Here is a 26,180-nt window from a genome sequence, read left to right as displayed (position 1 = left end):
GTCACTCTCCAGTGAAGACGGGCGGGCGCTTTTCGATGAACGCCTGCATGGCCTCGGCGGAATCCGCCGTCATGGAGGCAAGGATCTGGGTCCGGTTCTCCAGCTCGATGGCCGCGTCGAATCCCGCCTCGAGGTTCGCCCACATGATTTTCTTGGTCATCGCCACGGCGAAGGGGCTGTTGGAGCAGATGGCCTCGGCGGTGTCCAGCGTACGGTCGAGCAGGTCGGCGTCGTCGACCACCCGGGAGACCAGGCCGATCCGGTCCGCCTCGGCGCCGTCCACCGGCCGTCCGGTGAGCATGATCTCGAAGGCCCGCGACGAGCCGACGTAGCGGGGCAGGTGGTAACTGATACCGCACTCCCCCGCGGACAGTCCGATCTTGACTGCGGCGACGTGGAAACGTGCGGAGGCGGCAGCTACCCGCACGTCCGCGGCGAGGGCGAGGGCCATGCCGGCGCCGGCTGCCGCGCCGTTGACCGCGGCGACGACAGGCTGCGGGATCGCGCGGATGGTCCGCACCATGGCGGCGAAACGCTCCTGCCCACGCAGGCGCTCCGCCGGCCCACGACGCCGGGTCATCGTGCTCTGGACGTGTCCGGCGAGGTCCAGACCCGCGCAGAAGGCGCGGCCGGCCCCGGTGAGCACGATCACGCGCGCCCGTCCGCCGGTACCGAGCCGCGCGAACGTGTCGGAGAGTTCCTCGACCATCGCGAAGGTGAGGGCGTTGAGCCGCCCGGGCCGGGACAGGGTGACCTGCGCCACCGACGGCCGGGGCCAGCTCACGACGACAGACTCGTCGGCGTCGCCCGTTGCCGTGGCGCCTGGTGGTGTATCGGCCGGTTCCGTACTCATCGCGCCTCCTGGGTCACCGCGGGACCGGCGACACCGTACATCACTATCATTGAGATAAGTCAGCCATAAGGCGGGGCCACTGTGACGAGGAGACGCGCATGACCGGTCCACTCGCGGGCGTGCGGGTGTTGGAGATGGCGGGGCTCGGGCCGGCGCCGTTCGGGGCGATGCTGCTCGCCGACATGGGCGCGGACGTCGTGCGGGTGGACCGGCTCGTCCGTACCCCCGCCGGCGGGGACTACGAGGCCAGCAGACGACAGGCCGACCCGCGCCGCTACGCGATGGACCGCGGTCGGCGGTCGGTCGCCCTCGACCTGAAGAATCCCGCCGGCCAGGACACGCTCCTGCGGCTGGTGGAGTCCGCGGACGTTCTGGTCGAAGGGTTCCGTCCGGGAGCGATGGAACGGTTGGGCCTCGGGCCGGACGTGTGCCTCGCCCGCAACGCCCGGCTGGTCTACGCCCGGATGACCGGGTGGGGGCAGGACGGTCCGCTCGCGCGGACCGCCGGCCATGACATCAACTACATCGCGCTCGCCGGGGCGCTGAACAACTTCCGCCGCGGCGGGGACCGGCCGGTTCCACCGCTGAGCCTCGTCGGTGACTTCGGCGGCGGCGGGATGCTGCTTGCCTTCGGGGTCGTCTGCGCCCTGCTGGAGGCGCGCACGTCCGGGAAAGGCCAGGTCGTGGACGCGGCCATGGTGGACGGCACCGCGCTGCTCACGACCCTGTTCCACGGCCTGCTCGCCCAGGGACGCTGGCGCGACGAGCCCGGCACGAACTTCGCCGACACCGGCGCCCCCTACTACGAGGTGTACGAAACCTCGGACGGCCGGTTTGTCGCAGTCGGCGCGTTGGAGGGGCCGTTCTACGACGAGCTGGTCCACCGCCTGGGCCTGTCCACCGACGACCTGCCGTCGCGGGAGGACCCGGCCCACTGGCCCGCGCTCAAGGAACGCTTCGCCGCCGTGTTCCGGACCAGGACCCGCGACGAATGGGCCGATCTGCTGCTGGCCACGGACTCCTGCGTCGCGCCAGTGCTGTCGTTCACCGAGGCCCCGCGGCATCCGCACATCCAGGCGCGGGGAACCTTCGTCGAGCGGGATGGCGTGGTGCAGCCGGCGCCGGCACCGCGCTTCAGCCGCACCCCGGCGGAGCTCGGCGCGGTGCCGCCGCTGCCCGGTGAGCAGACCGCCGAGGTGCTCGCCGGCTGGGGCTTCTCACCGGACGAGGTGACGAAGCTGCGCGACGCCGGCGTCGTCGGCGGGTCGACCCGGGTCAACCCGCGCTGACCTGCGCTGACCCGCGCTGACATCGAGAGACCCTCCTGCACGAGAAGATCGAGGACGAGACCACTGATCACCATGACTTTGTTTCCGTGTACGCAGAGTCGTGATTTTTGCGTACTGAATGACAAATTCACAGCGATCAACAAATGCCGACCAACGCCGGACCGTTCGTCGGCGGCGATGCATCCGGATATCGGTAACGATCATTCCAGGTTCGGCGGCGGTAGCCACAGCCTTTGACGATGGCCAGTCCGTGGCGGTGTCGAACCCGGATGTGAACAGATGGCGTACGGCCGGCGCGTCAGGCGCGCAGGGTTGTGACGTCGTAGGCCTGCAGCTGAGTATCGGCGGTGACCAGCGGGATGTCCAGTGTCTGGGCCTGCGCGACCAGCAGCCGGTCGAACGGATCCCGGTGATGGTCCGGTAGCTCCGCCACGCGCAGCACGTGGTCATGCTCGATGGCGAGCGGAGTCGTACCTGAGCGCCGCATCCGGTCCGGCACGTAGCTGCGTGGCGGTTCGGGGAGGACCAGCTTGCCCAGCCGGTATTTGATGGAGATCTCCCAGCTGCTGGCGGCGGACAGCAGGATCTCGTTCGCGGCGTCGGCCAGCAGGTCACAGACGTCGTCACGCAGGCGCCGTGGTTCGGCAAGCAGCCAGAGCCACACCTGCGTGTCGAGCAGGTAACGGCTCACCGGTAGAAGGAGTCCTCCACCTCGGCAGGCAGCGGGGCGTCGAAATCGTCTGGGACGGTGAACCGCCCCTCGTCGAAACCGACGGCGCGCAGGTTCCGCGGTGCGAAAGGAACGATTTTGGCTACCGGTTCACCGCTGCGCAGGATGTCGACCTCCTGGCCTCCGGCCACCGCGCGCAGGAGCTCGGACAACCGGGTCTTCGCCTCGTGCACGCCGACCCGGATCGCGGGCTTAGTCATGGACTTAGTCTACTTCATCAGAATGAGCCCGACAACCACCGGCAGCCCGATCGCGACGCCCAAGGCACCATCATGGTGCGGGTTGAGAAACGTCGGGTCGGCCGCGCCGTAAGAGCTCCCGATGTCGGAGAGTCGATGGAACGGGTCCGGTGCCGACAGGTTGCCGGTGCCGACAGGTTGCGAATGGTGACGACTTGCGGATGTTGAGGGCGTTGCAGGACACGCGGCCACGGTCGGGCCTGTTCCCGGCGGTGGCGCTCGCGGCGCTGGTCACAGTGATCTGGACGGTCTACATCGCGCCGCTCCCCCACTACGACGTCGAGGTGTTCCTGCGTGCGGGCGCCGCCGTCGGGCATGGGCACGACCCCTACCCGCCGCCCGGCTCCGCCGAGGTCTACTCCGGATTCGCCTACGTCTACCCGTACCTGATGGCCTTCGGATTCGTCCCGCTCGCCTGGCTCGGCCGGCTCGGCGCATCGGTGTTCATCGCGCTTTCGACAGGTGCGCTGTTCGGAGGCACCCGGCTGGCCGGCGCGCGCGACGGACGGACGTATGCGCTGGTGGCGATGGCGTCGTGCACCATCACCGGGCTGCAGATGGGGACGCTCAACGCCGTGCTGTTCCTCGGTCTTGCCGCGCTGTGGCGCTACCGGGAGAGGCCGGTAGCCGCGGGGCTGCTCGCGGCCGCCGTCATCTACGCGAAGCTGTTCCTCGCGCCGATCTGGCTGTGGCTGGTCCTGACCCGGCGGATGCGGGCCGGCGCGGTCGCGGCGGCCGGCATCGTGGTGCTGTTCGGCGTCGCCGAAGCGACGAGCCCGGTCGGCACCCACACCTATCTGAGCATGCTGACGGTGCTCGCCCGCAAGGAGGCCCCGCTCGGGCTCAGCCTCACCGGTCTGTTGGTCAACACCGGTGTCGGTTTCGGTGTGGCGACCTGGGCCGCCCGGACGGTGGCCGCGGGCCTGCTCGCCGCATGCTGGCTGCGTTTTCGCCGCACCGCGGACGAGCGGGTGCTGTATGCGGGCACGCTCGCCGCCGCGCTCGTGGCCTCACCCATCGTGTGGAGCCACTATCTGCTGTTGCTCATCGTTCCGCTGCTGGTCAGCGCACCCGGACCCGGCACGTCGCTCACCGCCTTCACCGTGTTGAGCTGGTTTGTCGTCACCCCGCACCGGACCGACCTGACCGGTTTCGTTGTCGGTGGGGTGGTGGTGGGGCTGCTCGCCGCTCCCAGCCTGGTGCGTGTCGTGCGGGGGCCGGCACGGCGCGGGTCGCCGGCGGGCGGACCCGTGCCCCCGAGAAGTTCGATGACCACCGCCGCGTTCGCCATGACCACCGCCGCGTTCGGCATTGCCGCCCTTGCCACCGGCGTCGCGGTGAAGCTGCTCGCGACGGCCCACGGCGACCCGGGCCGGGTGGTCGGCGCCTACTGTGCTCTGCTGGGGGTGCTGACCGTCTCGTGGTGGTCACTGGCGCAGGGACGTCGCCCGACGCCGGCCGCCGTACCGTTGGACACGGATCATTCGACGAGGCCGGTTCCCACCGGCGGGACGGCCACCTGAACGGGGCGGTCAGCTGAACGGAGGACGATGCCCGTACGACCGGACCCGGCCTCGGGCAGCGACACGGAACTGCGACGCGGGCTGCGGCGGATGCGGACGATCGCGACCGGGCTGCTGGTTTTCGTGGTAGCCGTCTACATCGTCTTCTGGCGGTGGGAGTCCGGTGGCGGGCCGGTGTGGGCGGGCTATGTCCGGGCCGCCGCGGAGGCGGGAACGGTGGGCGCGCTGGCCGACTGGTTCGCCGTGACCGCACTGTTCCGCCGGCCGTTGGGGCTGCCCATCCCGCATACGGCGGTCATCCCGAACCGCAAGGACGATCTCGGCCGCAGTCTCGAACGGTTCGTCGCCGAGAACTTCCTGGCCGAGCCGGTGATCCGGGAGAAGGTCGCGAGCCTCGGCGTGGCCGTACGGCTCGGTACCTGGCTCGGTGAGCGCCGCCACGCCGAACGGGTCACCGCGCAGGCGTCCACCCGGCTGGTCGGCGCGATCTCCGGCATCCGGGACGAGGTGATGCTGGAGGTGGTGGAGAAGACGATTCTCAGTCGGGTCATCGACCGCCCGTGGGCGCCGGCCGCCGGCACTGCGCTGGGCCGGATAGTGGACGGCCGTCTGCACCACCGCCTCGTGGACCTGATCGTGGTCCAGGCGGAGACCTGGCTGCACGACAACCCGCACATGGTGCTACGGATCGTGACCCATCAGGCGCCGTCATGGTCGCCGAAGTTCCTGGATGAGGCCATCGCGGCCCGAGCCTACGCCGAGGCGCTGCGGTTCGTCGGCGAGATCCGCGCGGATCCGGACCACCGAGTGCGCCGGGCGCTGGACGACTTCCTCTCCCGGTTCGCCGAGCAGCTGCGCACCGACCCTGCGACGGCGGAACGGCTGGAGAAGTTCAAGGAGCGGATCCGCGACCATCCGGAGGTCCACCAGGCGGTGGCAACCATGTGGAACGCCACCAGGTCGATTCTGACCGACATCGCCGGCGACCCCGACAGCGCCCTACGGGCGCGGATCACCGACGAGGTGGCGGCGCTCGGCGGGCGTCTGACCACCGAACCGCAGTTGCAGGCAACCGTGGACGGCGCGGCCACCGAGATCATCGCGTGGCTGGTCAACCGGTACCGGTCCGACATCACAGGCGTGATCAGCGACACGGTCACGAGCTGGGAACCGACCGAGACCGCCGTCAAGGTCGAGCTCCACGTAGGTCGCGACCTGCAGTACATCAGGATCAACGGGACGGTCGTCGGCGCGCTCGCCGGGCTCGTCATCCAGTTGTTGACCAACCTGCTGCTGTGACCATGTCACGACCAGCGGCCCGCTCGTAGGAGGCGGTACGGGCGCAGGATCGACGGCACGGGCGCAGGATCGGCGGCGTGCCCGACGTCTCACCGCTGGTGGGTGCGCCGGCCGGCACCCGTGGTCGTGATCGGTGTACCCTGAAACCGCTGGCGGCCCCAGGCCGTCCATGGTGTGTGGTTTCCGAACCGCACACTCGAGGTCCGTGTGACAGCAGGTTGGTGTGAGTCCGGGGGTCTGCCTCGCTCATGCTCTGGTGACGCGGCCCTGCCCGGACGCATGACCGCTGCCACATGATCGCCGACGCATCCACGCGGCGACCTCCACACGACGGACGGAAGAACCCTGTCTCAGCACGGTGACACTCAGCCCTCCCCTGCCCGCCGCCGTTCCCGGCCCGCACGAGGCGCCGCCTACCGCGGTCGCAACGGAAATCGTCCGAGCGGCAAGCAGAACGGACCGAGCCGGTCCGGTGCACCCGCCCGCCCGGCACTGCCGACCCGCGAACCACGCCCGCCGGTCAGCTCCTTCGCGGAAGCGGGCCTGCCCTCCTCCCTCGTCTCCGCCCTTGCCCGGCAGGGGATCATGGCCCCGTTCCCGGTACAGGCCGCGACCCTGCCCGACGTTCTCGCCGGTGAGAACGTGCTCGGCCGTGCAAGCACCGGATCCGGCAAGACCCTCGGTTTCGGCCTGCCGATGCTCGCGGAGCTTTCAAAGAACCGCGCGGTCACACCGGGATGCCCCCGCGGTCTGATCCTCGTTCCGACCCGGGAGCTCGCCCAGCAGGTCCACGACGCGCTCGACCCGCTTGCCAAGCCGCTGGGCCTGCGCCTGCGCGCGGTGTACGGCGGAACGTCCATCTCCCGCCAGATCAACTCGCTGCGGCGTGGAGTGCACATCGTCGTGGCCACGCCCGGACGCCTCACCGACCTGATCGAACGTGGCGCCTGTTCCCTGGCGGACGTCGCGATCACAGTGCTGGACGAGGCCGACTACATGTGCGACCTCGGATTCCTGCCGGCGGTGCGGGCGCTGCTGGACGCAACCCCCGCGGGCGGCCAGCGGCTGCTGTTCTCGGCGACCCTCGACCGTGAGGTCGAGGTGCTGGTCCGCCAGTACCTGCCGGAGCCGGTGCTCGTCGCCGTCGACTCGGAGACCGCGCAGGTCTCGACGCTGTCCCGGCACGCTCTTGAGGCCGCCGACCCGGCAGCCCATACCCGCCTGGTCACCGCCCTTGCCGGCGGCTCCGGTCGGACCCTGGTGTTCGCGCGTACCCAGCGGGGCGCCGACCGGCTCGCCGAGCAGCTCACCCGCTCCGGTGTCCCGGCCCAGCCGCTGCACGGCGGGATGGCGCAGAACGCCCGTACCCGGGCGCTCGCCGGATTCGCCGACGGTATCCACCGGGTCCTGGTCGCCACAGACGTGGCGGCGCGGGGCATCCACGTCGACGGGGTCGACATCGTCGTGCACGCCGGGCTGCCCACCGACTCGAAGACCTACCAGCACCGCGGCGGGCGTACCGCGCGGGCCGGAGCCAGTGGCGCCGACGTGCTCGTCTCACTCCCCGAGGAGCGTGGGCTGGTCCGCGCGCTGCTGCGTGCCGCCGGTAGCGACGCCCAGCCGGAGCGCGTCGACGCGGACGACGAGGTCGTGACGCGCCTTGCCGGACCTCCCGCACCCCGGATCCCCCCGCAGCAGCAACGCTCCGCAGTCTCGGCACCGACCGCGTCGACCCGGGTGCCGTTCCAGGGACGTTCGGCCGGCGGTTCCCGCCGGACTCCGGACAAGCAGTGGGGCGACAGGCAGTGGGGTTCGCCCGGGTCCCGCGGTGGTTCGTCCGCCCGCGGGTCGGACCAGCCGCGCCGTGGGACCCGCCGCTCGGCTGCGCCGCAGGGTTCCCCGTCCGACTCCTCGTCGGGTCCTGCCTCCACCGAACCGACACCCAGCGCAACGACCGCGTAGGGGAGTTCCACCGCAGCGTTGAAGGCCGTGGCACCGACTGGTTCGGTGCCACGGCCTTCTGTCTGCCGCGCGAGGCTTGCCCTGGCCCGGTTCCGAACCGGGCGGAACCGGGTCAGGCTCCCACGGTCACACCGGTCGACTCCGCACCCTGCGCCGTTCCGAGCCGCAGGCGGGACGGGTTTGCCACCGAACGCACGATCGTCCACGACTCGACCGTGGCGTCCACCTGATCGTCGATCTCCCCGCCCGATGCTGCCCACTGACCTGAGCGCAGCCCCGGCGACTTCGAGCGAACCGGCTCATCCTGCTCCGACATCCGTCGTGCTCCCCTCCAGAACAACAAAGATGCGCACGCCACCGACCTGTAAGGGCACATGACGGGCATGTCACCAAAAGATATCGAGTCTGCGTTCGGGGCAATCAGCCGGCAGTAGGTGACAATGCTCATGCGTATCGACATTGACCCTGACTTGGGCCGGCCGTGTGCTGCGCCGGTGCCCGTCGATACCTGGTTGACGGTCCGGCCGGCCGTGATCCGAGCCGAGCCCCTACGTGTACGCACGGTCGGTCACCCCGGGCTGACACAACCGTGGCCGTCCGAGACCTGTCGGACGACCGGGCTAGGCTCGGCGGACAGGCCCTGAAACTTCACCGACGCGACAGGCGTGCCGCGCACGCGGGAAGGTCCGACGGCGTGTCCGACTCCTTTGTTCACCTGCACGTTCACACCGAATACTCGATGCTCGACGGCGCCGCACGGTTGAAGGACCTGTTCAGGGAATGCGGTCGTCACAACATGTCGGCCGTGGCCATCACTGACCATGGCTACATGTACGGCGCCTACGACTTCTACAAACAGGCGACCGCGGCGGGGATCACACCCGTCATCGGGGTGGAGGCGTATGTGGCGCCCGCGTCCCGGCTGCTCAAGCAACGCGTACGCTGGGGCGAGCCCCACCAGAAGAGCGACGACGTCTCCGGTGGCGGCTCCTACACCCACATGACGATGTGGGCACGCAACGCCGAAGGCCTGCACAATCTGTTCAAACTCGACTCCCGCGCGTCCATCGAGGGCCACTACATCAAATGGCCTCGCATGGACCGCGAAATCATAGCCGAGCACGCAGATGGTCTCATGGCCACCACCGGATGTCCTTCGGGCGAGGTCCAGACCCGGCTCCGGCTCGGCCAGTTCGATGCCGCCCTCGAAGCGGCTGCGGAATACCAGGACATCTTTGGTCAGGACAATTTTTTCTGCGAGATCATGGACCACGGCATCGAGATCGAACGCCGGGTCCGTGACGGGCTGGTGGACATCGCCCGCAAACTCGGCATGCGGTTCGTGGTGACGAACGACTCGCATTACACCTACGAATCCGAACGCGACACGCATGCCGCCCTGCTGTGCGTGCAGACCGCCTCGACGGTGACCTCGCCCGCCTTCCAGTTCGAAGGTTCCGGATATTATCTGAAGAGCACCCAGGAAATGCATGCCATCGATACCAGCGACGTCTGGCGGGAAGGCTGCGAGACCACTCTTCTCATTGCCGAGCGGGTCGACACCGCCGGAATGTTCGACAAACGGAACCTCATGCCACGCTTTCCCGTCCCCGCGGGTGAGACCGAGGAGTCGTGGTTCCGTAAGGAGGTCTGGGCCGGTATGGCCCGCCGGTTCCCGGACGGGCTCACCGATGAACACCGCGAGCGTGTCGAGTACGAGATCGGCATCATTCTCACGATGGGTTTCCCGTCCTATTTCCTCGTTGTCGCCGATTTCATCATGTGGGCGAAGAGCCAGGGAATCCCGGTCGGCCCCGGCCGGGGCAGCGCCGCAGGTTCCATGGTCGCCTACGCGCTCGGCATCACCGACCTCGACCCGATCCCGCACGGGCTGCTGTTCGAACGGTTCCTCAATCCCGACCGCGTCTCCATGCCCGACATCGACATCGACTTCGACGAACGCCGGCGGGGTGACGTCATCCGGTACGTCACCGAGAAGTGGGGCGAGGACCGCATCGCCCAGATCGTCACCTACGGCACCATCAAGGCGAAGGCCGCCATCAAGGACTCCAGCCGGGTGCTGGGCTACCCGTACGCGCTGGGTGACCGTATCACCAAGGCGATGCCACCCGCGGTCATGGGCAAGGACATCCCGCTGTCCGGGATCTTCGACCCGGCCCACCCGCGGTACAGCGAGGCCGGGGAGATCCGGGGACTGTACGAATCGGACGCGGAGATCCGTAAGATCATCGACACCGCCAAGGGCCTCGAGGGGCTGATCCGTCAGGCCGGGGTGCATGCGGCTGGGGTGATCATGTCGGCCGAGCCGATCGTCGAGCACATCCCGGTCTGGCGTCGCGACGCCGACGGCGCGATCATCACGCAGTTCGACTACCCGACCTGCGAAACCCTCGGCCTGCTGAAAATGGACTTTCTCGGCCTGCGCAACCTGACCGTCATCGACGACGCGGTGCGCGGTATCGAGGCGAACAGGGAGACAAAGGTCGATCTGCTCGCTCTGTCCCTGGACGACAAGGCCGCCTACGAACTACTCGCCCGCGGTGACACTCTGGGAGTGTTCCAGCTCGACGGCGGGCCGATGCGCTCGCTGCTCCGCCTGATGCGCCCGGACAACTTCGAGGACATCTCCGCCGTCCTCGCGCTGTACCGGCCCGGGCCCATGGGCGCGAACTCCCACATCAACTACGCGATGCGCAAGAACGGCCAGCAGGAGGTCACCCCGATCCATCCGGAACTGGCCGCGCCACTCGCGGACGTCCTGGACACGACCTACGGCCTGATCGTCTACCAGGAACAGGTCATGGCCATCGCCCAGCGCGTCGCCGGCTACAGCCTCGGTGGCGCCGACCTGCTACGCCGCGCCATGGGCAAGAAGAAGAAGGAGATCCTCGACAAGGAGTTCGTGCCGTTCTCCGCGGGGATGAAGGAGAACGGGTACTCCGACGCGGCAATCCGGATGCTGTGGGACATCCTCGTCCCGTTCTCCGACTACGCGTTCAACAAGGCCCACACCGCCGGCTACGGCCTGGTCTCCTACTGGACGGCCTACCTCAAGGCGAACTACCCCGCCGAGTACATGGCGGCGCTGCTGACCTCCGTGCGGGACGACAAGGACAAGAGCGCGATCTACCTGAACGAATGCCGACGGATGGGCATCCGGGTTCTTCCACCGGACGTCAACGAATCCGATGCCGGCTACACCGCCCGCGGCGACCGTGAGATCAGGGTCGGGCTCGGCGCCATCCGCAATGTCGGCGCGAACGTCGTGGAGTCAGTCATTCGGACCCGACGGTCGAAGCCGCGCTTCGTGTCGTTCCCCGACTTCCTGGACAAGGTCGACGCGGTCGTCTGCAACAAGCGGACCATCGAGTCACTGATCAAATCCGGCGCGTTCGACGCGCTCGGGCACACCCGCCGAGGTCTGGCCGAACGCCACGAACAGGCCGTCGAGGCGGTCATCGCGGTCAAGCGCAAGACCGCGGAAGGCCAGTTCGACCTGTTCGCGATGGACGACGGGCCGTCCACCCCCGTGTTCGGGGTGCAGGAGTTCTCCGACCAGGAGTGGGACAAGGCCATGCTGCTGTCCCACGAACGGGACATGCTCGGTCTCTATGTCTCCGACCACCCGCTGGCCGGCGTCGAGCACATCCTCGCGGCCAAGGCCGACTGCGGCATCGCGTCGCTGGTCGGCGACGACTACCCCGACGGCGCGGTGCTGACCATCGGCGGGATCATCTCCAGTCTGACCCGGAAGGTCACCAAGCAGGGCAAGCTGTGGGCACTGGCCACCGTCGAGGACCTTGAGGGCGGCCTGGAGGTGATGTTCTTCCCGGCGACCTATGAGTCCTGCGCCACCCAGCTCGCCGAGGACGCGGTCGTGTTCGTCAAGGGCCGGTTGGACAAGCGGGAGGACGCCCCGCGGCTGGTCGCGTCCGAGCTGACCATCCCGGATCTCAGCGAGCATGCGCTCAGCCCGCCGATAGTGATCACCCTGCCGACGTCCCGGGTGAACCCGCCCACCGTCGACCGGCTGCGGGAGGTCCTCGGCACCCATCCGGGTACCACCGAGGTGCACCTGCGTCTGCAGTCCCCCACCCGTACGACGCTGCTGCGCCTGGACGATGCCTACAAGGTCCAGCGCACCCCCGCGCTCATGGGCGACCTCAAGGCCCTGCTCGGCGCGTCCGCCGTCGCCTGACCCGAGTACCTGGCCGACAGCCTGGAGCGGCGGGACCGGTACAGCACCGGATCCAGCGCACATTACGAGTTAGCATGTGCGTCATGGTGGTGCGCGTCGGAGTACGAGAACTGCAGCACAACGCCTCGCGGGTGATCGAGAGAATCAAGGAGGGGCAGACTGTCGAGATCACCGAGCGGGGGCGGCTGGTTGCTCTTCTCATCCCTCCTGGACCCTCGCAGCAGGCCCGGGAGGAACTGATCGCCACGGGTGCTCTGCATCCGGGTCGGGGCGGTCTGGCCGGATGGCGGCCGTTGCCACCGCGCCCGGATGTTCCGCCGCTGTCCGAGGTCCTGGCAGAGATGCGCGGCGAGGACGATCGATGATCTATCTTGACTCCTGCGCGCTGGTGAAGTTACTCCTCACCGAGACAGAGACCCCGGCACTCCAGGCATTCCTCGCCGCGCACGCCGCCTATCCGTATGTGACCGCCGCCCTGACCCGGACCGAGGTGATGCGGGTCGTGCGCCGTGCGGCGCCGAAGGACTCCCAGTTGCACGCTTCGGCCGTCGAACTGGTCGACCAGCTGGATCAGGTCGAGCTGGAGCGGCCGTTGCTCGACCATGCCGGTATCGTCGCCGATCCACAGGTCCGCTCCCTCGACGCGATCCATCTCGCTGCCGCGCTACGCCTCGCGGAGGCGCTGACCGCTTTCGTCACCTACGACCACCGCCTGGCCTCCGCCGCCCGGGACGCAGGCCTTCCCGTCCGCTCGCCGGGTGACCCCGGCTGAGCCTCTCGGCGACCGGCTGGCCCCTTCAGGGAGGCGGGAGGCGGAAGGTGAGGTCGGCGGCGGGGATCGCCGTGTCCATCTGCGCCTTCTGCAGGTGGCCGGAGTAGTCCCAGTTGACCGCCTGCCACCGGGTGACCTGGTCGAGCACCCAACGTCCCGACTGACGGCTGCCGTTGCCGGACCGGCCGTTGCCCCCGAACGGCAGATGCGCCTCAGCCCCAGACGTCGAGTTGTTCACGCTGACCATGCCGGCACTGATCCCCCGGCGGAACCGGAACACCGTCCGCGGGTCACTGGTGTAGATCGACGAGGACAGTCCGTAGCCGGGGGCGTTCGCGAGCTCGATCGCCTCGTCCAGATGCCGGTAGGTGGTCACGCCGACGATCGGGCCGAACGTCTCCTCGTCGAACACCTCGTCACCGGGCCGCACACCGTCAAGGATCACCGGATGGTAGTAGAGCCCGGTCTCGGCAACCCCGGCGAACCCGTCACGTGGACGGGCCGCGTCCACCCGCCCGACCGCCGAGGACCCCGCAACCCGGTGATGATCACGGATGAGCCCGAGGGTGCGCTCGAAACCGTCGGCGAACCGCAGGTCCAGTAGCGGTCCGTACAGGACGTCCGCGAACGGGTCACCGATCCTCGCCGCCTCGACCGCGGCCGTGAACCGTTCGACGAACTGGTCGTGCACCGAGGCGTGCACGATCACCGTCCCGAGTGAGGTGCACCGCTGCCCGGCCGTGCCGAACCCGGAGAACACCGCCCCGGCGACGGCCGCGTCGAGGTCCGCGTCGGGCGCGACCACCATCGGGTTCTTCCCGCCCAGTTCCAGGCAGGGGGTCTGCAGGTGCCGGCCGCACAACTCACCGATCATCCGCCCGACCTCGGTGGAGCCGGTGAAGCCGACCTTGTCGACGAGGCGTGCGTCCAGCGCCCGCTCCAGGCCGGTGAACGTCTCCACGCCCTCGGCAGGTACCAGGCCCGCCACCCCGGCGGGCACCCCGGCGTGGCGGATCAGTTCGGTGAACGCCTGCGCGCACGCGGCCGCATAGACCGCCGGCTTCCACACCACGGTGTTGCCGCACAGCAGCGCCGGGACGATGTACCAGGACGGCACCGCCACCGGGAAGTTCCCCGCGGTGATCACCGCCATGACCCCGACGGGCTCCCGGAAGGTGAACAGCTGCTTGTCGGGCATTTCCGACGGCACGGTCTCACCGTAGAGGCGGCGGCCCTCACCGAGAAAGAAGCGGCAGGTATCGATGACCTCCGCCACCTCACCACGGGCCTCGGCGATGGGTTTGCCGACCTCACGGGTCACCAACCGGGCCAACGCCTCGGCGTTCTCCTCGACGAGGCGGCACAGGTTCGCGATCACGGTTCCGCGGACCGGAGCGGGCACGTCCGCCCAGCCGGGCTGGGCGTCGCGCGCGAGAGCGCAGGCGTCGCGCAGCTCGGCTGGACCGGCAAGGACGACCTCGGCGACCACCTCGTCGAGGCACGCCGGGTTGGTCGAAAGGATCACTGGGCGCTCGGAGTCGGGCGCCCGTCCGGCAGGCTCCACCCGGTAGCTCGACGACCTCACCACAGTCACAATGACCTCACCGTAGTCACGATTCACGCCAGCTCGGCCACAACCAGCTCGGCCACAACCGCCTCGTCACCTGGTCGGGATACGAGACAGCACCCGCCCGAGTGCGTCCACGCCGAGGGAGAGCTCGGCCGCGGACACCGTGAGCGCGGGCCGGAACCGCAACGCCCGCGAACCCGAGGGCAGGACGAGGGTGTGCTCCTCGGTGCGCAACCGGCGTACGACCTCGTCGCGGATCGCGGACGAAGGCAGGTCGATCGCGCACAGCAGACCGCGTCCCCGGGGGTTTGACACCAGCGACGGATACCGACGGGCAAGCTCCCACAGGCCGGTCAGCAGAGCGCGGCCGAGTTCACCGGCCCGAGCGAACAGCCCGGCCGACTCCATGACCTCCAGCATCCGCCGGGACCGGACCATGTCGACCAGCCCGCCTCCCCAGGTCGAGTTGATCCGCCCTGCGACCCGAAAGACGTTACCCGCCACCTCGTCCACCCGCCGGCCTGCCATCACCCCGCCGACCTGCACCTTCTTACCGAACGCGACAACATCGGGGTGCAACCCCAGCTGCTGGTACGCCCAGGCCGAGCCGGTGATCCCAACCCCTGTCTGCACCTCGTCGAGGACGAACAGCGCGTCGTGATCGTGGCAGAGGCGTTCCATCACGGCGAGGAACTGCGCCCGCAGATGGTTGTCACCGCCCTCGCTCTGGATCGGCTCGGCCAGGAAACAGGCGATGTCATGAGGATGACGGGCGAACGCGGCCTGCGCCTGCGCCAGTGCCCGTGCCTCTGCATCCGCCAGGTCGGCGAGCCCGCGGGCGTCCAGCGGGAACATGACCGACGGCGTGTCGATCCGCGGCCAGTCGAAGATGGGAAAACGGTCGGTCTTGACCGGGTCGGTGTTGGTGACGGACAGCGTGTAACCGCTGCGGCCGTGGAAGGCGTGCCGCAGGTGCAGGACCCGCGTGCCGAGCGCACCGGACCGGCCGGCCTGCTCGTTATGGCGGCTCTTCCAGTCGAAGGCGCATTTCAGCGCGTTCTCGACGGCGAGCGCCCCGCCTTCGACGAAGAACAGGTGGGGCAGTTGCGGGTCGCCGAGGACCCGGGCGAAGATCTCGACGAATCCCGCGTAGGCGGCGGTGGCGATGTCGGGGTTGGCCGGTTTGTTGACGGCCGCCGTGGTGAGTTCAGCGAGGAAGTCGGGGTCGCCGACCAGCTCCGGCGGGTTGATCCCCAGCGGCGCCGACGCGAAGAAGCTGTAGAGGTCCAGATAGCGCCGGCCGTCGCGGGCGTCCACCAGCCAACTGCCGCGGCTGCGTTCGAGGTCTAGGACCAGGTCGAACCCGTCGGTGAGGACATGGCGGCCGAGTACCTCCAGCACGTCATGCGGGGGGACCGGAGTGTAGGTCGGGACGGCGGTGACCGGATTCCGGGCGCTCGGACCGGTCTGGCCGGTCCCAGCGGTCTGGCCGGTCCGCGGCCACGCGGCCACCGTCGCAGGCGTGCTCGACATCCTGCTCCCCTTTCCGTGCATCCCTGCCGGAACCCCAGCCAAGAGCCGTGAAATATGACGTCGATTCCCTCCAACGAGAAAGATACGACACCCATAGCTCGGACTTCAAGAAAATATTTTCGTCCAAACCGGAAGCTGTCGAATACCCGACCGCGATCGGCGATGTGCCGCCACCCACCGGCAGGGCATCGGGGACAATCGAGGGCGCCGTCCGCCGATCCGCGATGCGGGCGGCGCGGAGGGGGAAGACGTGCTCCAACCACTGTCCACCGACGACCCGGATCGGGTCGGCCCGTACCGGCTACAGAGCCGGATCGGCGCCGGCGGCATGGGCACGGTCTACCTGGGGTTCACCGCCGACAACAAACCGGTGGCGGTCAAGGTGCCCTCCCCCGGGCTCGCCGACGACCCGGAGTTCCGCAACCGGTTCCGCACCGAGGTGGCCGCCGCCCAGCGGGTACGCGGCGGGTCGGTCGCCACGGTCCTCGACGCCGACGTCGACGGCCCGCGCCCGTGGATGGCCACCGAGTACGTCGAAGGGCGCAGCCTGACGGAGGCAGTGGCCCAGCGTGGTCCCTTCACCGGACGCCTGCTCGACGGGCTGGCAGTCGGGCTCGCCGACGCCCTCGTCGCGATCCACGCGGCCGGCGTCGTCCACCGCGACCTCAAACCGTCCAACATCCTGGTCACCTGGGACGGCCCGAAGGTCATCGACTTCGGCATCGCGCGGGCGGTCGATTCCGCCAACCACACCCGCACCGGCACGCTGATCGGCACCCTGATCTGGATGGCCCCCGAACAGCTGCGGGGCGAGCGGGCCGGGCCGCCCGCCGACATCTTCGCCTGGGGGGCCTGCACGGTGTTCGCCGCCACCGGCCGCCAACCGTTCCGAGGCGACCGGCCCCAGGCGATCGCCATCCAGATCATGTCCGCCGAACCCGACCTGACCGACGTCCCGTCCGCCCTGGCCGCGGTACTGGCCCGGGCGCTGGACAAGGACCCGGCGCGGCGACCGGCCGCCGCGCAACTCGTCGCCCAGCTTGTCGGACATGACGTGGCCGACGCGGGCGAGTCCGACCGGGCGGCCGAAACCGCGCTTGCCCGATGGTGGTCGCTGTCACCGACCCCGCCGCAGCCGCAGTCACCCGCCCCGGCACCGTCCGGCGTTCATGGCGGGACGGGCGGCTATGACAGGACGGGCGGCTATGACGACCTGCACGGCAGGCGACCCGCTGATCGCGGCCGAGACGCCTACACCCGCGACGCATACCTGACACAGGCTGCCGCGCAGCATCCGATGCCGGCCCCCGACCGGGTCCGTGACGAGCCGGACCGGGCGCCGACCCCACCGCGACCGCGCCGGCGCGGCACACTCACCGCGGTGCTTGCGGCGGTCCTGGCGGTGGCGGTCCTCGGCGGTGTGGTCACCGCCATGGCGCTGCGCAACCGGGACTCCCTGCTCACCGGCCGGGGCTCGACAGGGTCGTCGGCCGACCTGGCAGTGGCCGCACAGACCGGGACGCCGACCGCCCGTCGCAGTTCCACGGCGAGCCCGACGCCGTCCGTCCGATCGGCGGCCTCCGCGTCCGGTACACCGCGGACAAGCCCGTCGGTGTCGCCGACATCCGGGTACCTCACCCTTGCCGAGGCGAAGAACACCGTGAACCAGTCGGGCTACACCGTGATCGACAGCGCCGGCTTCGTCCAGGGCCGTACCCTCAACGTCCTCATCGGCAAGGACGCGGGCTCCCCGACCCCCCGGGAGTTCGGGTTCTTCTTCGTCGGCACCGAGATGATCGGCAAGGACTTCAGCGAGCCGAGTGCCGGTATCAGATTCGTGTCCGCGACGCAGAACACGGTCGTGCTGCGCTACGACCTGTACGAACCCTCGGACAAGGTGTGCTGCCCGTCCGGCGGGACAGCCGACCTGACGTTTCGGTGGAACGGCACGAAACTCGGCGTGGACCAGGCGACGATCCCGCCGACAGACCCGAACGCCCATCACAGCCGCCGCTGAACCTGTGCAACAACTGCCGCTGTGTCTCCCGGCCGCGACCGCCGCCAGCCGAACCGGGTGAAGGTGCGCGTGTAGCAGGCCGAGCGCGGCAGGTAGCCCGAACGCGGTCATGCCGGTCTACACGGATGCGGCAGGCCGGTCTATGCGTGTCGGGGCGCGTCGAGGTAACTGTTGAGCAGTGCGTCGCACTCGGGTCTGAGCACCTCGGGGATGACTTCAACGAAGTGGTTCAGGCGGCGGTCGCGGACGAGGTCCCACTGGGAGCAGACCGCGCCGTTGTGGGTGTCCCAGGAACCGACGACCAGGCGTGGCACGCGGGCGAGAACGAGGGCTCCAGCGGACATGACACCTGGCTCGAGTGTCGTGACGAGGGTGCAGCCTTCGAGGTGCCAGGTGCCGAGTGCGTGGCCGGCCTGGCGTAGCGCGAGGATTTCGGCGTAGGCGGTGGGGTCGGCGGTGCGCTCGCGGTCGTGGTGGGCCGCGGCGAGTTCGGTCCCGTCCGGGCCGTAGACCACCGCGCCGACCGGCGGGTCGTCGGCGCCGGGGTCGGGGAGCGCACGCGCCACCTCCAGCGCCCGCCGCATCCAGGGCTCGTACTTCGCGGTGGGGATCGTGGCCACGGCACAACCCCTCCCTCGATGGCCTCGTCCCTGGCACCGGCCAGCACCACTTCAAACATCATCTGCATGGACGGCGAGGGCGTGCGGATCATATGCCGTCACATCCGCGCCGGAACTTCTATACCGAGGACACCAAGGCCATGTTTCAAAGTGTCTCCCGCGCACCGGATGACCCGAATTGGGGTAGGCGGCGCCGCTCCGTCACGCAACACCTGTTCAGCTGCATAAAAATGGTTCACTGCCCTCGCAAGCCTTAGCAGGTAGTCACATACAAGGCTGGGCTGCAGCCGGTCAGCGCTCTTAGCCAGCACCACCGGATACTCGTCAAGAGTCGACGCCACCGACCACAATGCGTCCGAAATCTCCCTTTCCGGCGCCACGTCAGCGGAGGCCGCCTTACTGAGCAGCGCATTACAACGGGCGGCGGAATACTGCAGATATGGCCCCGTTGCCCCTTCGAATCGGGTGGCCTCGGCCAGATCGAACACGACCGGACTGCTGGGAGCCGACTTCAGCAGAGAGAAGCGTACTGCCGCTGCGGATACGGACTCGGCAACGTTGGATACCTCATCGGAAGACATACTCGGGTTCGACTGCCGGACTCGGTCCAGCGCCAGCTGGAGCGCCAGATCAACAACGTTTTCGAGCAGCACGACGTTTCCACGGCGAGTTGACATCTTTCCGTCTCGCAGTGCTACATACGAGTAGTAGACCTGCTCGGGAGGAACCACACCGAGAACCTCCAGAAGGAGGGAAACCTGTTCCATGTACAACTTGTGGTCTTCACCGAGCACGACCACGTTGCGGCCACCCTCGCTCAGTTCGTATTTTCTCACGTTGTAGACGAGATCCCGGAGCAGGTACATTGAGCTGCCGTTTCCTCTACGAAGGACAACATAACGTCCTTCGTCCCTTGCGAAGCCGAGCTTCGCAAGGTCGGCTACGAGCCTCCCATGCTCATCCCGGAAAGTCACTCCAGCTTTGTGAAGCTCTTCCTCGACCCTTTTTATATCAGCCGAGTCGAGAAGTTCGGTTTCGAAGTCGAACGTATCGAATTCGATGTCAAGGCGAGAAAGAATCCTTAGCTGTCCGTCCAGGCTGTGACGGGCTATCTTGCGAAGCTCGTCGAGTACAGCAAGATCTCCCTGCTCGGCTCTGCCGAGAAAAGAAAGGGCCTGATCCGCTACCCGCGGATCCGCTTTCGCCCTGTCGTTAATTTCCACATACCTGTGCAGAATGTCATCAAAAGGGATGTTCGCGACACCGCCCGGCCCGAGAGCGACCAAAAGCAAGGCGATCTGCTTCCCGAAGTCATTGACGAAGTAGTGCCGACTCACACAATTTCCGGTAGCGCTCAGGATTCGCGCGATGGCATCGCCGAGGATAGCATTCCTGGCCCGACCGACGTGAGGGGCTGCATTCGGGTTTATGCTCGTGTGCTCCATTAGTACGCGAGCGTTCGATTCTTTCCATGAAGCCGGAACGAGTGAGCGGGAGAGTATCTCCTCGATACCACGATCTCGCCTGAGCTTCACATTAAGGAACTGACCGGTCAATTTTACGTCGTCCACGAAAGGCAGCTCGCGGAGCGATTTGATCAGTGCAGGATGATCCACCTTGGAGGCGTCGACCGTATGGAGCGGAACTCCGATCTCCCCGCCCTGGATTATTTTCACCGGATTATACCGAGCCTCGATCGGCGTCCCGGCGTGGCCTGCCACGACCGCGGACACCCTCAGCGGCAGTGTCTCAACGTCCATCATGAAGCGAAAATACTACAAAATTACGCCCCGGGCAACAATGTTATAACGGTGGATAGAAGCCGTCACTACTTTATTAGAGGGCAGCGTCAAATGGTCATAGCGACGCTCCGATAGGATGATCTCGGTAGCGTCGACAGACTGGATGGTGGATGGCCCGGCACGAGCTGTTGAAGATCGAGGAGCGGGAAGCCATCTCCCGGGCGCTGAGCCTGGACAGGTCGGCGCGGTATATCGAGAAGATGCTCGGCCGGCATCACTCGACGATATCCCGGGAGATCGACCGAAACGGCGGGGCGACGGCATATCGTGCGGTCGAGGCGCAGCGACGCTGAAGAACTGGCACATATTCAACCGGTTCCGTGGCTGCCCCCGCAAGGTCGGATCATTCGCTCAGACCGTGTTCCTCCTGGAGAACGAAGGCCGCTAAAAATCAAAATGGAAAAGGCTCATCATTTGGCTTGATTTCACGTTGGTGGTCTGGCGGCGTACGGGGCTTTATGATCGTCTGGCTGGTCATGGTTATCTGTGTATGGTCGTTAAGGTCGTACCGTGCGGTGGTGCCCGAAGCTCCGCCCGCGCCGTCGGTGCGCTGGCTGCGAACGCCCGCATCGCCGGACCCGAACGCATGTGAACCCGAAGCCTGTAGCGGCCGGACGATGGCTCGGGTTTCCAGGCGGATGAGCAGGTTACGGACCTGATCGAGAACGACGTGTAGTGCACCGGTCACCGGGTACGCCGACGCGCGGCCGGAGTCGACGCGGGCGAGACCTGATCGGCGGTGGCTGGCCCCAGCTCACTCCAGTATGTGGATGGCAGGCTGGAGCAATGGAAGACGCGACCTCGGTGGGCAGTCCCGAACTCCGGCCCGCAGCGGAGGCTGCGTTCCTCGCCGATCCCGAGTCCCGCCCGGGACTGGCTATCAAACGGGCCGAGCAGGCTCTCATGCGAGAGAAGACCCGGGCACTGCGAGCGTTCGACCTGACCGTGCCGCAGTACGCGACAATGCTGGCGCTGTTCCAGGTCCCCGGCTCGTCAGGGGCCCAACTGGCCCGCCGCTGCAACGTCACACCGCAGGCGATGGCGAGCCTGCTGGCCACGCTGGAGAGCAAGGCTCTGGTATCGCGGGTCGGCTCGCCCGTACACGCGAAGGTCTACCTGGCCCGTCTCACCGACGCCGGCAACGATCTGTTGGCGGCCGCCGACCCCCGGATCGCACTGTCCGTACACGACCCCGACCAGCCGTACCGGTACCTCGAAGTACGTGGCGAGGTCGAGGCGATCGAGCCGGACCCGAACGGCGAGTTCTTCGACGTTCTCGCCAAGCGCTACAACCTGGCCTACGACGACCTCCCTGACGCAGCCCGCCGGGTCGTGCTCGTAATCGCCCCGCGCACCGCCTCCTGGCAGTAGCGACCAGGCACCGGTCCGCCGCACCAAATCTCCGGGTCGCCGGTTTCACAACGACGCATATCAGCGGCGTCGGCGGCGTCCAACTCGCCGATGACGGTGACCGGATCGCGCAGCCGCTTCCAGCGCAGCCCGGTCGCAATCGATTCGACGGCCCGCACCGCGCTGGTCGTGTCGCTGTTGCCGTGGACGTAGAGGGCGCACGGGCGCTCACCGCGGCTTCCAGGCACAGATAAGTAAACGGTGTCAAAAAAGTGACGCGAACACTGGTCACCGAAGTCTCATTATCGGCGACATCAGGCGGCTCGAAACGGTCAGTAAGGCGCGCCGGGGGCGGCCACCGTCAGATCGGCGGCGCGGGCCGCTTCCACGAGAACCTTGTCGTAGGTGAGCATGACGTCCAGCGAGTCACCGAGATCCAAGGCCGTGGCCAGGTGAATCGCGTCCAGGGTGCGCAACTGCGGCGGCGCCAGGCGGGTCGCGTCACTGAGGACCGGCGGTGTGATCTCGACGATGTCGACGTATGCGGCGAGAAACGACTCTGCCGCGCCGACCATTGTCGGGTTCACCAGGGTGAGCAACCGGACCAACTCGACGCCCAGCAACGCGGAGGAGACCAGCAGCGGCGGGTCCGCCCGACTCGCCAGCCACCGCCGCAGGTCGGGCGTTTCCTTCTCAGCGAGGAACAGCTTCGCAACCGCCGACGTGTCAAGGTAGATCCGCGTTGCCATCAGCCTTCGCCACGCAGATCAGCGAGCCACTCCTCAGATGTCCGGTCGGTCGGATTGAGCGCCGGCTCCGGCAGGTGCGCCACGTCAAACGGACGCCGGGCCTCGCGGATCACCCCCGCCGCCACCAACTGCGCGTAGCGGTCGTCGGCGGCCGGGACAATCCGTGCCACCGTCTTCCCGCGGTCGGTGACCTCGACTGTTTCCCCGGCCCGGACCAACGCCAGAACGCGCGCAGTCCGCTGGGAAAGCTCACGCATGCCCACACGTACCGGCTCGCGGCCGGCTGCCGCTATCATAGGCTGTACGTTACCACATGTACAGCGTTGACCGGGAGACGACGTCGGGCGATGGCTCGTCCTGCGATGGCTCGTCCGGCGCCAGCAGCGTCCAACGCAGGCCGGTCTCCTGCCCGACGGGCTCGAGGTCGAAGCGGATGATGTCGTCCGGGTAGGCGGCCCTGCTCGACGAGCCTGTCGAGGTGGCCCTGAGTCAGGGGTTGAGATCGAGAATGCGAACCGGCTGGTCCCTCCATCGGTCCGGGGCGGCGGTAGCAATGACTGCGCCATCGGGACGATCGGATGTCGGCTCGGCGACATACCGACTGTGCGCAAGAGCCCACGTGGCGTCCTGAGCGACCGCGAAGGCGGCAGGTAGATCCAGGTCGACGACGGTGATGGCGGGCAGGGCTGCGACGTGTTCGGCCGTGCCGGGGCGGGCCCGGTCAGCTTCGACCAGCGCACACGCCGCGGTATAGAGGAACCAGCCCGACTCCACGTGTGCCCGGTGGATGAGGCGAGAAGCCAGGACGTTGCCGTGGCCAGCGGCAACCAGAGCGGCGTCGTCGAGAACGATGTGCAATGTACTGGTCACCGGGCGCGCATCTCCGTCAACCGAAGATCAAGTTTGGTGTCCGCCCGCGCCGCATCCGCCTCGGTGAGGTTGTAGCCGTTCCACTTCCGCAGCTCCGCGCGGGCCTGCTCGGCACGCGCCGCGCGCTCGGCCGGCGTCAGGACCATCTCCGCGAGGCGGGCGAGATAGGCACGCAGAGACATACCTTCAGCGGCCGCCACTTCGGCGAGGCGGTCGCGCGCGCCAGCGGGAATACGGATGTTGGCATCAGACACGAGAAGCTCCCTTCACCCGGCCCAGGGCATGGGTACGTACCCGTAGCGGGCAAGTGTGCCGCGGCATGCCGAGTACGGTGACCCGGTCGCGCAGGCGCTTCCAGCGCAGACCGGTCGCGATCGACTCCACCGCTCGGACGGCGCCCGTCGTGTCGTTGTTCTCGTGGACATACAGGGCGTACGGACGGCCGACCGTCCCATCTGGTCCGGTCCGTCAGGGAATGAGCTGTTCTACGGTGATTCCGATGGCTTCGTAAGTTGCGGCCGCTCGCTGGTCGAGGCTCATCAGGGTTGCCTGATGTTCGGCGGCGGTGAAGGCGATCAACGCATCGTAGGCCGGACCGCCAAGGATCTGGCCGGTCGCCACCGTGGCCAGGAGTTCCTGATACCCGGTCTCCGACAGGGTGAGGAACGGTTCGGTGAACCGCTCGGTGATGAAGCCGTGCACGATCGACGGCTGCACGCGGTGCGGGGGAGGCAGGCGGGTCAGGACGGAGTACGACTCGAACGCCGCGTGCGCGACCAGACGCGGCCGGCATGCCATGGCCTTGCGGGCGATGCCATGGTGTTCGTGCCAGCTGGCGAAGCAGGCCACGACCACGCTGGTATCGACGGCCTTCATCGCCGGGTTCGCTCCAGCGTGGCGCGTACCAGGTCAGCGGTCAGCACCGGCATGTCCGCTTCGGCTACGGCAACCACACCGTCACCCTCGTCCACCAGCTTCATCGGTGTCGGCGCCGGCACGATCTCAAGCCGCCCGTCTCGCTCCGCGATCTCCAGCGGCTGACCCGCCGTGAGCCCGAGAGCATCGCGCAGCGCCTTGGGGATGACGACGCGCCCAGCGGCGTCAATGGCAGTCCGCATGCCAGAAATCTACCATCCGGGCGCCCGCGTGGCCGCCACCGCAGCCATCTACATCACCAGGCTCGCCGCCGTGGTGGCGCCCAGCTCCCGGCAGGCCTCGCGGGCGGGGGCGTCCGGCGTGCCGAGTACCGTCACCGGGTCGCGCAGGCGCTTCCAGCGCAGACCGGTCGCGATCGACTCCACCGCTCGGACGGCGCCCGTCGTGTCGTTGTTCTCGTGGACATACAGGGCGTACGGACGGCCGACCGTCACGTCCAGACACGGATAGTCAACAGTGTCGCAGAAATGTCCTGAACACTGGTCACGGCAACCTCGCCCTTGATGACGTTCCCGTCAGGCTCCCGCGCCGGTCGCGTCGCATCCGCCCGTTATCCCATCAGGGGTAGGCCGCCCGGCAGACAGACCCTCCATGAACTAGAATTCTGGTCTATGCAGACACTGCCGCTGTCCGACGTCAAAGTTCGGCTGTCCGAGATCGCCGATGAGGTCGACCGCACCCACGAAAGGGTCCACATCACCCGCAACGGTCGCGAGTACGTCGTACTCCTCTCGGCCGAGGACCTGGAGTCGTTGGAGGCCACCCTCGAGCTGCTCTCCGATCCACGTGCGATGGCCAGGATCCGAGAGGCCGACGAAGCCATCGCCGGTGGCGAGGTCACGACCGGCGATGAGATGGCAGCAATCATGCAACGACGCCGCGAGCAGGGCGATGACTGACACGCCCGAGCCCCCCGCACCGCCACCGTACCGACTCGTTCTCTCACCCGGTGCCCGCCGGGCTCTGAGCCAGAAACTGCCGGAGACGGCGGCCTTCGCGGCATGGGAGTTCATCTCCGGTCCCCTACTGGAACGCCCACGGATGGTCGGCGCTCCGCTGCGCAAACCTTTCGAAGGACTCTGGCGGGCACGGCGCGGCGAATACCGTGTGCGTTACCGGATCGTAGAGGATCGTCGGGAGATAGAGGTTCTCGATATCGACCATCGCCGTGACGCCTACCGTCTTTGACGGTCGTAAAAACCCCACGTGTTGGGCTGTTTACCGCCTCATCTTGCTGGCGATTTTCGCCACACGAAACCCAATGTCGGTTCTCGCGCTCGGGGGCTACACCATCAGACCGGCGGCCGCCATGCCGCCGAGTTCCCAGCACGCTTCGCAGGCCGCGGTGTTCGGCGCACCGATGACGGTGACCGGGTCGCGCAGGCGCTTCCACTTCAGGCCGGTGGTGATCGTTTCCACGCCCCGGACAGCGCCGGTCGTGTCGCTGTTGCCGTGGACGTAGAGCGCGTACGGTCGGCCGACCGTCGCCTCGAGCACAGGATAGTAGATCTGGTCGCAGCACCCTGGCTAACGTAGGGGTTCGCGGCCGGTCAGGGGCCGACTTCCCACAGCCGACGACAGAAGGCGGTCCGATCATCGTCTGGCGCGACACCGTACGCATCCAGCAAGATCGTCTCCCAGCCGGGACCACAGTCCCACACGGCGCATCGCAGGGACGCTGAGGGGTGGCTAGTGCAGCGCCTCATTAGTTCGTTTGCGGTGTTTGGCTACGGTCCGTGGCCCCGTCAGGCGGCTTGGGCGAGGCTGTCGGGGCTGGGGTCGGGCGTGGGGTGGCGTTCGAGGTAGCGGGCGTGCTCGGCGTCGGCGTCGTAGCTCCAGCGGTAGGG

Annotated in this window: 28 protein-coding genes and 2 pseudogenes; 12 read left to right on the top strand and 18 right to left on the bottom strand. The window is 67.9% G+C overall.

Going from position 1 to position 26,180, the window contains the following annotated elements; translation table 11 throughout:
* Position 1 precedes the first annotated feature (1 nt).
* A complete protein-coding gene (locus NBW77_RS13965; protein ID WP_131746668.1) occupies positions 2-853 on the bottom strand; it encodes an enoyl-CoA hydratase/isomerase family protein in 852 nt (283 codons plus the stop codon).
* A 98-nt stretch (positions 854-951) separates the two neighbouring features.
* Between NBW77_RS13965 and NBW77_RS13960 the strand changes: the two genes are divergently transcribed.
* A complete protein-coding gene (locus NBW77_RS13960; protein WP_250279856.1) occupies positions 952-2,142 on the top strand; it encodes a CaiB/BaiF CoA transferase family protein in 1,191 nt (396 codons plus the stop codon).
* 298 nt (positions 2,143-2,440) lie between these two features.
* On the opposite strand, the gene NBW77_RS13955 is transcribed toward NBW77_RS13960, so the two are convergent.
* Positions 2,441-2,833 (bottom strand): type II toxin-antitoxin system VapC family toxin, encoded by a 393-nt coding sequence (locus NBW77_RS13955; protein ID WP_131746667.1) that lies wholly within the window; start codon positions 2,831-2,833, stop codon positions 2,441-2,443.
* Complete coding sequence (locus tag NBW77_RS13950; RefSeq protein ID WP_131746666.1) at positions 2,830-3,072, bottom strand: type II toxin-antitoxin system Phd/YefM family antitoxin; 243 nt, start codon at positions 3,070-3,072, stop codon at positions 2,830-2,832. The genes NBW77_RS13955 and NBW77_RS13950 overlap by 4 nt, the downstream gene beginning before the upstream one ends.
* Before the next feature lie 212 nt (positions 3,073-3,284).
* Between NBW77_RS13950 and NBW77_RS13945 the strand changes: the two genes are divergently transcribed.
* From NBW77_RS13945 to NBW77_RS13935, 3 genes are all read left to right on the top strand, one after another.
* Positions 3,285-4,634: a glycosyltransferase 87 family protein gene (locus NBW77_RS13945; RefSeq protein ID WP_250279855.1), complete on the top strand. Its 1,350-nt coding sequence runs from the start codon at positions 3,285-3,287 to the stop codon at positions 4,632-4,634.
* Between the two features lie 27 nt (positions 4,635-4,661).
* Entirely contained in the window at positions 4,662-5,933 is a 1,272-nt protein-coding gene (locus tag NBW77_RS13940; protein ID WP_242605809.1) for a DUF445 domain-containing protein, read from the top strand.
* Positions 5,934-6,518: 585 nt separating this feature from the next.
* Positions 6,519-7,895 (top strand): DEAD/DEAH box helicase, encoded by a 1,377-nt coding sequence (locus NBW77_RS13935; RefSeq protein WP_250279854.1) that lies wholly within the window; start codon positions 6,519-6,521, stop codon positions 7,893-7,895.
* Positions 7,896-8,007: 112 nt separating this feature from the next.
* Here NBW77_RS13935 and NBW77_RS13930 read toward each other — a convergent pair whose 3' ends face one another.
* The gene (locus tag NBW77_RS13930) at positions 8,008-8,211 is read right to left on the bottom strand and encodes a hypothetical protein (RefSeq protein WP_131746664.1); all 204 of its coding nucleotides are present in this window, start codon (positions 8,209-8,211) and stop codon (positions 8,008-8,010) included.
* Between the two features lie 378 nt (positions 8,212-8,589).
* Between NBW77_RS13930 and dnaE the strand changes: the two genes are divergently transcribed.
* The 3 genes from dnaE to NBW77_RS13915 all read left to right on the top strand — a co-directional run bounded on the left by dnaE (position 8,590) and on the right by NBW77_RS13915 (position 12,886).
* The gene (gene dnaE / locus NBW77_RS13925; protein WP_131746663.1) at positions 8,590-12,114 is read left to right on the top strand and encodes a DNA polymerase III subunit alpha; all 3,525 of its coding nucleotides are present in this window, start codon (positions 8,590-8,592) and stop codon (positions 12,112-12,114) included.
* 74 nt (positions 12,115-12,188) lie between these two features.
* Positions 12,189-12,479, top strand: coding sequence for a type II toxin-antitoxin system Phd/YefM family antitoxin (locus NBW77_RS13920; RefSeq protein WP_131746662.1), 291 nt, complete (start codon positions 12,189-12,191; stop codon positions 12,477-12,479).
* On the top strand, positions 12,476-12,886 hold the full coding sequence (locus tag NBW77_RS13915) for a PIN domain-containing protein (protein WP_131746661.1): 411 nt from the start codon (positions 12,476-12,478) through the stop codon (positions 12,884-12,886). Before NBW77_RS13920 ends, NBW77_RS13915 begins: the two co-directional genes overlap by 4 nt.
* A 25-nt stretch (positions 12,887-12,911) precedes the next feature.
* Here NBW77_RS13915 and NBW77_RS13910 read toward each other — a convergent pair whose 3' ends face one another.
* Both NBW77_RS13910 and lat read right to left on the bottom strand, forming a co-directional pair.
* Complete coding sequence (locus NBW77_RS13910) at positions 12,912-14,474, bottom strand: aldehyde dehydrogenase family protein (protein WP_131746691.1); 1,563 nt, start codon at positions 14,472-14,474, stop codon at positions 12,912-12,914.
* A gap of 72 nt (positions 14,475-14,546) precedes the next feature.
* Positions 14,547-15,989, bottom strand: coding sequence for an L-lysine 6-transaminase (gene lat / locus NBW77_RS13905; protein ID WP_131746660.1), 1,443 nt, complete (start codon positions 15,987-15,989; stop codon positions 14,547-14,549).
* A 250-nt stretch (positions 15,990-16,239) separates the two neighbouring features.
* Between lat and NBW77_RS13900 the strand changes: the two genes are divergently transcribed.
* On the top strand, positions 16,240-18,006 hold the full coding sequence (locus NBW77_RS13900; RefSeq protein WP_131746659.1) for a protein kinase domain-containing protein: 1,767 nt from the start codon (positions 16,240-16,242) through the stop codon (positions 18,004-18,006).
* 140 nt (positions 18,007-18,146) lie between these two features.
* Here NBW77_RS13900 and NBW77_RS13895 read toward each other — a convergent pair whose 3' ends face one another.
* Both NBW77_RS13895 and argS read right to left on the bottom strand, forming a co-directional pair.
* Entirely contained in the window at positions 18,147-18,626 is a 480-nt protein-coding gene (locus NBW77_RS13895) for a nucleoside deaminase (protein WP_284346930.1), read from the bottom strand.
* A gap of 98 nt (positions 18,627-18,724) precedes the next feature.
* Positions 18,725-20,389 (bottom strand): arginine--tRNA ligase, encoded by a 1,665-nt coding sequence (argS, locus tag NBW77_RS13890; RefSeq protein ID WP_131746658.1) that lies wholly within the window; start codon positions 20,387-20,389, stop codon positions 18,725-18,727.
* A gap of 149 nt (positions 20,390-20,538) precedes the next feature.
* On the opposite strand from argS, the gene NBW77_RS13885 reads away from it, so the two are divergent.
* The gene (locus tag NBW77_RS13885; protein ID WP_242605807.1) at positions 20,539-20,721 is read left to right on the top strand and encodes a helix-turn-helix domain-containing protein; all 183 of its coding nucleotides are present in this window, start codon (positions 20,539-20,541) and stop codon (positions 20,719-20,721) included.
* 98 nt (positions 20,722-20,819) lie between these two features.
* Here NBW77_RS13885 and NBW77_RS13880 read toward each other — a convergent pair whose 3' ends face one another.
* Positions 20,820-21,116, bottom strand: a complete 297-nt coding sequence (locus tag NBW77_RS13880) for a hypothetical protein (protein ID WP_131746657.1) — start codon at positions 21,114-21,116, stop codon at positions 20,820-20,822.
* Between the two features lie 98 nt (positions 21,117-21,214).
* Between NBW77_RS13880 and NBW77_RS13875 the strand changes: the two genes are divergently transcribed.
* Complete coding sequence (locus tag NBW77_RS13875) at positions 21,215-21,799, top strand: MarR family transcriptional regulator (RefSeq protein WP_175324696.1); 585 nt, start codon at positions 21,215-21,217, stop codon at positions 21,797-21,799.
* Positions 21,800-22,110: 311 nt separating this feature from the next.
* On the opposite strand, the gene NBW77_RS13865 is transcribed toward NBW77_RS13875, so the two are convergent.
* The 8 genes and pseudogenes from NBW77_RS13865 to NBW77_RS13830 form a co-directional block, all read right to left on the bottom strand.
* On the bottom strand, positions 22,111-22,527 hold the full coding sequence (locus tag NBW77_RS13865; protein ID WP_131746656.1) for a type II toxin-antitoxin system VapC family toxin: 417 nt from the start codon (positions 22,525-22,527) through the stop codon (positions 22,111-22,113).
* On the bottom strand, positions 22,527-22,784 hold the full coding sequence (locus NBW77_RS13860; RefSeq protein WP_250279853.1) for a type II toxin-antitoxin system Phd/YefM family antitoxin: 258 nt from the start codon (positions 22,782-22,784) through the stop codon (positions 22,527-22,529). The genes NBW77_RS13865 and NBW77_RS13860 overlap by 1 nt, the downstream gene beginning before the upstream one ends.
* Positions 22,785-23,016: 232 nt before the next feature.
* Complete coding sequence (locus NBW77_RS13855) at positions 23,017-23,397, bottom strand: PIN domain-containing protein (protein WP_175324695.1); 381 nt, start codon at positions 23,395-23,397, stop codon at positions 23,017-23,019.
* The gene (locus NBW77_RS13850; protein WP_131746654.1) at positions 23,394-23,651 is read right to left on the bottom strand and encodes a hypothetical protein; all 258 of its coding nucleotides are present in this window, start codon (positions 23,649-23,651) and stop codon (positions 23,394-23,396) included. The genes NBW77_RS13855 and NBW77_RS13850 overlap by 4 nt, the downstream gene beginning before the upstream one ends.
* Before the next feature lie 61 nt (positions 23,652-23,712).
* A pseudogene (locus tag NBW77_RS13845) lies at positions 23,713-23,853 on the bottom strand (flavodoxin); the annotation flags it as partial.
* A gap of 12 nt (positions 23,854-23,865) precedes the next feature.
* The gene (locus NBW77_RS13840) at positions 23,866-24,273 is read right to left on the bottom strand and encodes a type II toxin-antitoxin system VapC family toxin (RefSeq protein WP_250279852.1); all 408 of its coding nucleotides are present in this window, start codon (positions 24,271-24,273) and stop codon (positions 23,866-23,868) included.
* Positions 24,270-24,515 (bottom strand): AbrB/MazE/SpoVT family DNA-binding domain-containing protein, encoded by a 246-nt coding sequence (locus NBW77_RS13835; protein ID WP_250279851.1) that lies wholly within the window; start codon positions 24,513-24,515, stop codon positions 24,270-24,272. The genes NBW77_RS13840 and NBW77_RS13835 overlap by 4 nt, the downstream gene beginning before the upstream one ends.
* Before the next feature lie 48 nt (positions 24,516-24,563).
* Positions 24,564-24,803 (bottom strand): annotated as a pseudogene (locus NBW77_RS13830) (flavodoxin); the annotation flags it as partial.
* A gap of 141 nt (positions 24,804-24,944) precedes the next feature.
* Here NBW77_RS13830 and NBW77_RS13825 point away from each other — a divergent pair.
* Both NBW77_RS13825 and NBW77_RS13820 read left to right on the top strand, forming a co-directional pair.
* Positions 24,945-25,232 (top strand): type II toxin-antitoxin system Phd/YefM family antitoxin, encoded by a 288-nt coding sequence (locus tag NBW77_RS13825; protein ID WP_131746653.1) that lies wholly within the window; start codon positions 24,945-24,947, stop codon positions 25,230-25,232.
* Positions 25,225-25,521: a type II toxin-antitoxin system RelE family toxin gene (locus tag NBW77_RS13820; protein WP_131746652.1), complete on the top strand. Its 297-nt coding sequence runs from the start codon at positions 25,225-25,227 to the stop codon at positions 25,519-25,521. The genes NBW77_RS13825 and NBW77_RS13820 overlap by 8 nt, the downstream gene beginning before the upstream one ends.
* A gap of 96 nt (positions 25,522-25,617) precedes the next feature.
* Here the strand turns inward: NBW77_RS13820 and NBW77_RS13815 are convergent, their stop codons facing one another.
* A complete protein-coding gene (locus tag NBW77_RS13815; RefSeq protein WP_242605806.1) occupies positions 25,618-25,830 on the bottom strand; it encodes a flavodoxin in 213 nt (70 codons plus the stop codon).
* Positions 25,831-26,180 lie beyond the last annotated feature (350 nt).

Source organism: Frankia sp. Cppng1_Ct_nod (genome assembly GCF_920656135.1).
Lineage (GTDB): Bacteria > Actinomycetota > Actinomycetes > Frankiales > Frankiaceae > Protofrankia > Protofrankia meridionalis.
Note: the sequence above shows the minus strand (reverse complement) of the source record. Positions and strands in the feature narration are given on the sequence as shown.

Coding starts and splice junctions, on each gene's coding strand:
- NBW77_RS13965 (WP_131746668.1), bottom strand. CDS start 853: ATGAGTACGGAACCGGCCGATACACCACCAGGCGCCACGGCAACGGGC.
- NBW77_RS13960 (WP_250279856.1), top strand. CDS start 952: ATGACCGGTCCACTCGCGGGCGTGCGGGTGTTGGAGATGGCGGGGCTC.
- NBW77_RS13950 (WP_131746666.1), bottom strand. CDS start 3,072: ATGACTAAGCCCGCGATCCGGGTCGGCGTGCACGAGGCGAAGACCCGG.
- NBW77_RS13940 (WP_242605809.1), top strand. CDS start 4,662: ATGCCCGTACGACCGGACCCGGCCTCGGGCAGCGACACGGAACTGCGA.
- NBW77_RS13935 (WP_250279854.1), top strand. CDS start 6,519: ATGGCCCCGTTCCCGGTACAGGCCGCGACCCTGCCCGACGTTCTCGCC.
- NBW77_RS13930 (WP_131746664.1), bottom strand. CDS start 8,211: ATGTCGGAGCAGGATGAGCCGGTTCGCTCGAAGTCGCCGGGGCTGCGC.
- NBW77_RS13920 (WP_131746662.1), top strand. CDS start 12,189: ATGTGCGTCATGGTGGTGCGCGTCGGAGTACGAGAACTGCAGCACAAC.
- NBW77_RS13915 (WP_131746661.1), top strand. CDS start 12,476: ATGATCTATCTTGACTCCTGCGCGCTGGTGAAGTTACTCCTCACCGAG.
- lat (WP_131746660.1), bottom strand. CDS start 15,989: ATGTCGAGCACGCCTGCGACGGTGGCCGCGTGGCCGCGGACCGGCCAG.
- argS (WP_131746658.1), bottom strand. CDS start 20,389: ATGATGGACGTTGAGACACTGCCGCTGAGGGTGTCCGCGGTCGTGGCA.
- NBW77_RS13885 (WP_242605807.1), top strand. CDS start 20,539: ATGGCCCGGCACGAGCTGTTGAAGATCGAGGAGCGGGAAGCCATCTCC.
- NBW77_RS13875 (WP_175324696.1), top strand. CDS start 21,215: ATGGAAGACGCGACCTCGGTGGGCAGTCCCGAACTCCGGCCCGCAGCG.
- NBW77_RS13865 (WP_131746656.1), bottom strand. CDS start 22,527: ATGGCAACGCGGATCTACCTTGACACGTCGGCGGTTGCGAAGCTGTTC.
- NBW77_RS13860 (WP_250279853.1), bottom strand. CDS start 22,784: ATGCGTGAGCTTTCCCAGCGGACTGCGCGCGTTCTGGCGTTGGTCCGG.
- NBW77_RS13840 (WP_250279852.1), bottom strand. CDS start 24,273: ATGAAGGCCGTCGATACCAGCGTGGTCGTGGCCTGCTTCGCCAGCTGG.
- NBW77_RS13835 (WP_250279851.1), bottom strand. CDS start 24,515: ATGCGGACTGCCATTGACGCCGCTGGGCGCGTCGTCATCCCCAAGGCG.
- NBW77_RS13825 (WP_131746653.1), top strand. CDS start 24,945: ATGCAGACACTGCCGCTGTCCGACGTCAAAGTTCGGCTGTCCGAGATC.
- NBW77_RS13820 (WP_131746652.1), top strand. CDS start 25,225: ATGACTGACACGCCCGAGCCCCCCGCACCGCCACCGTACCGACTCGTT.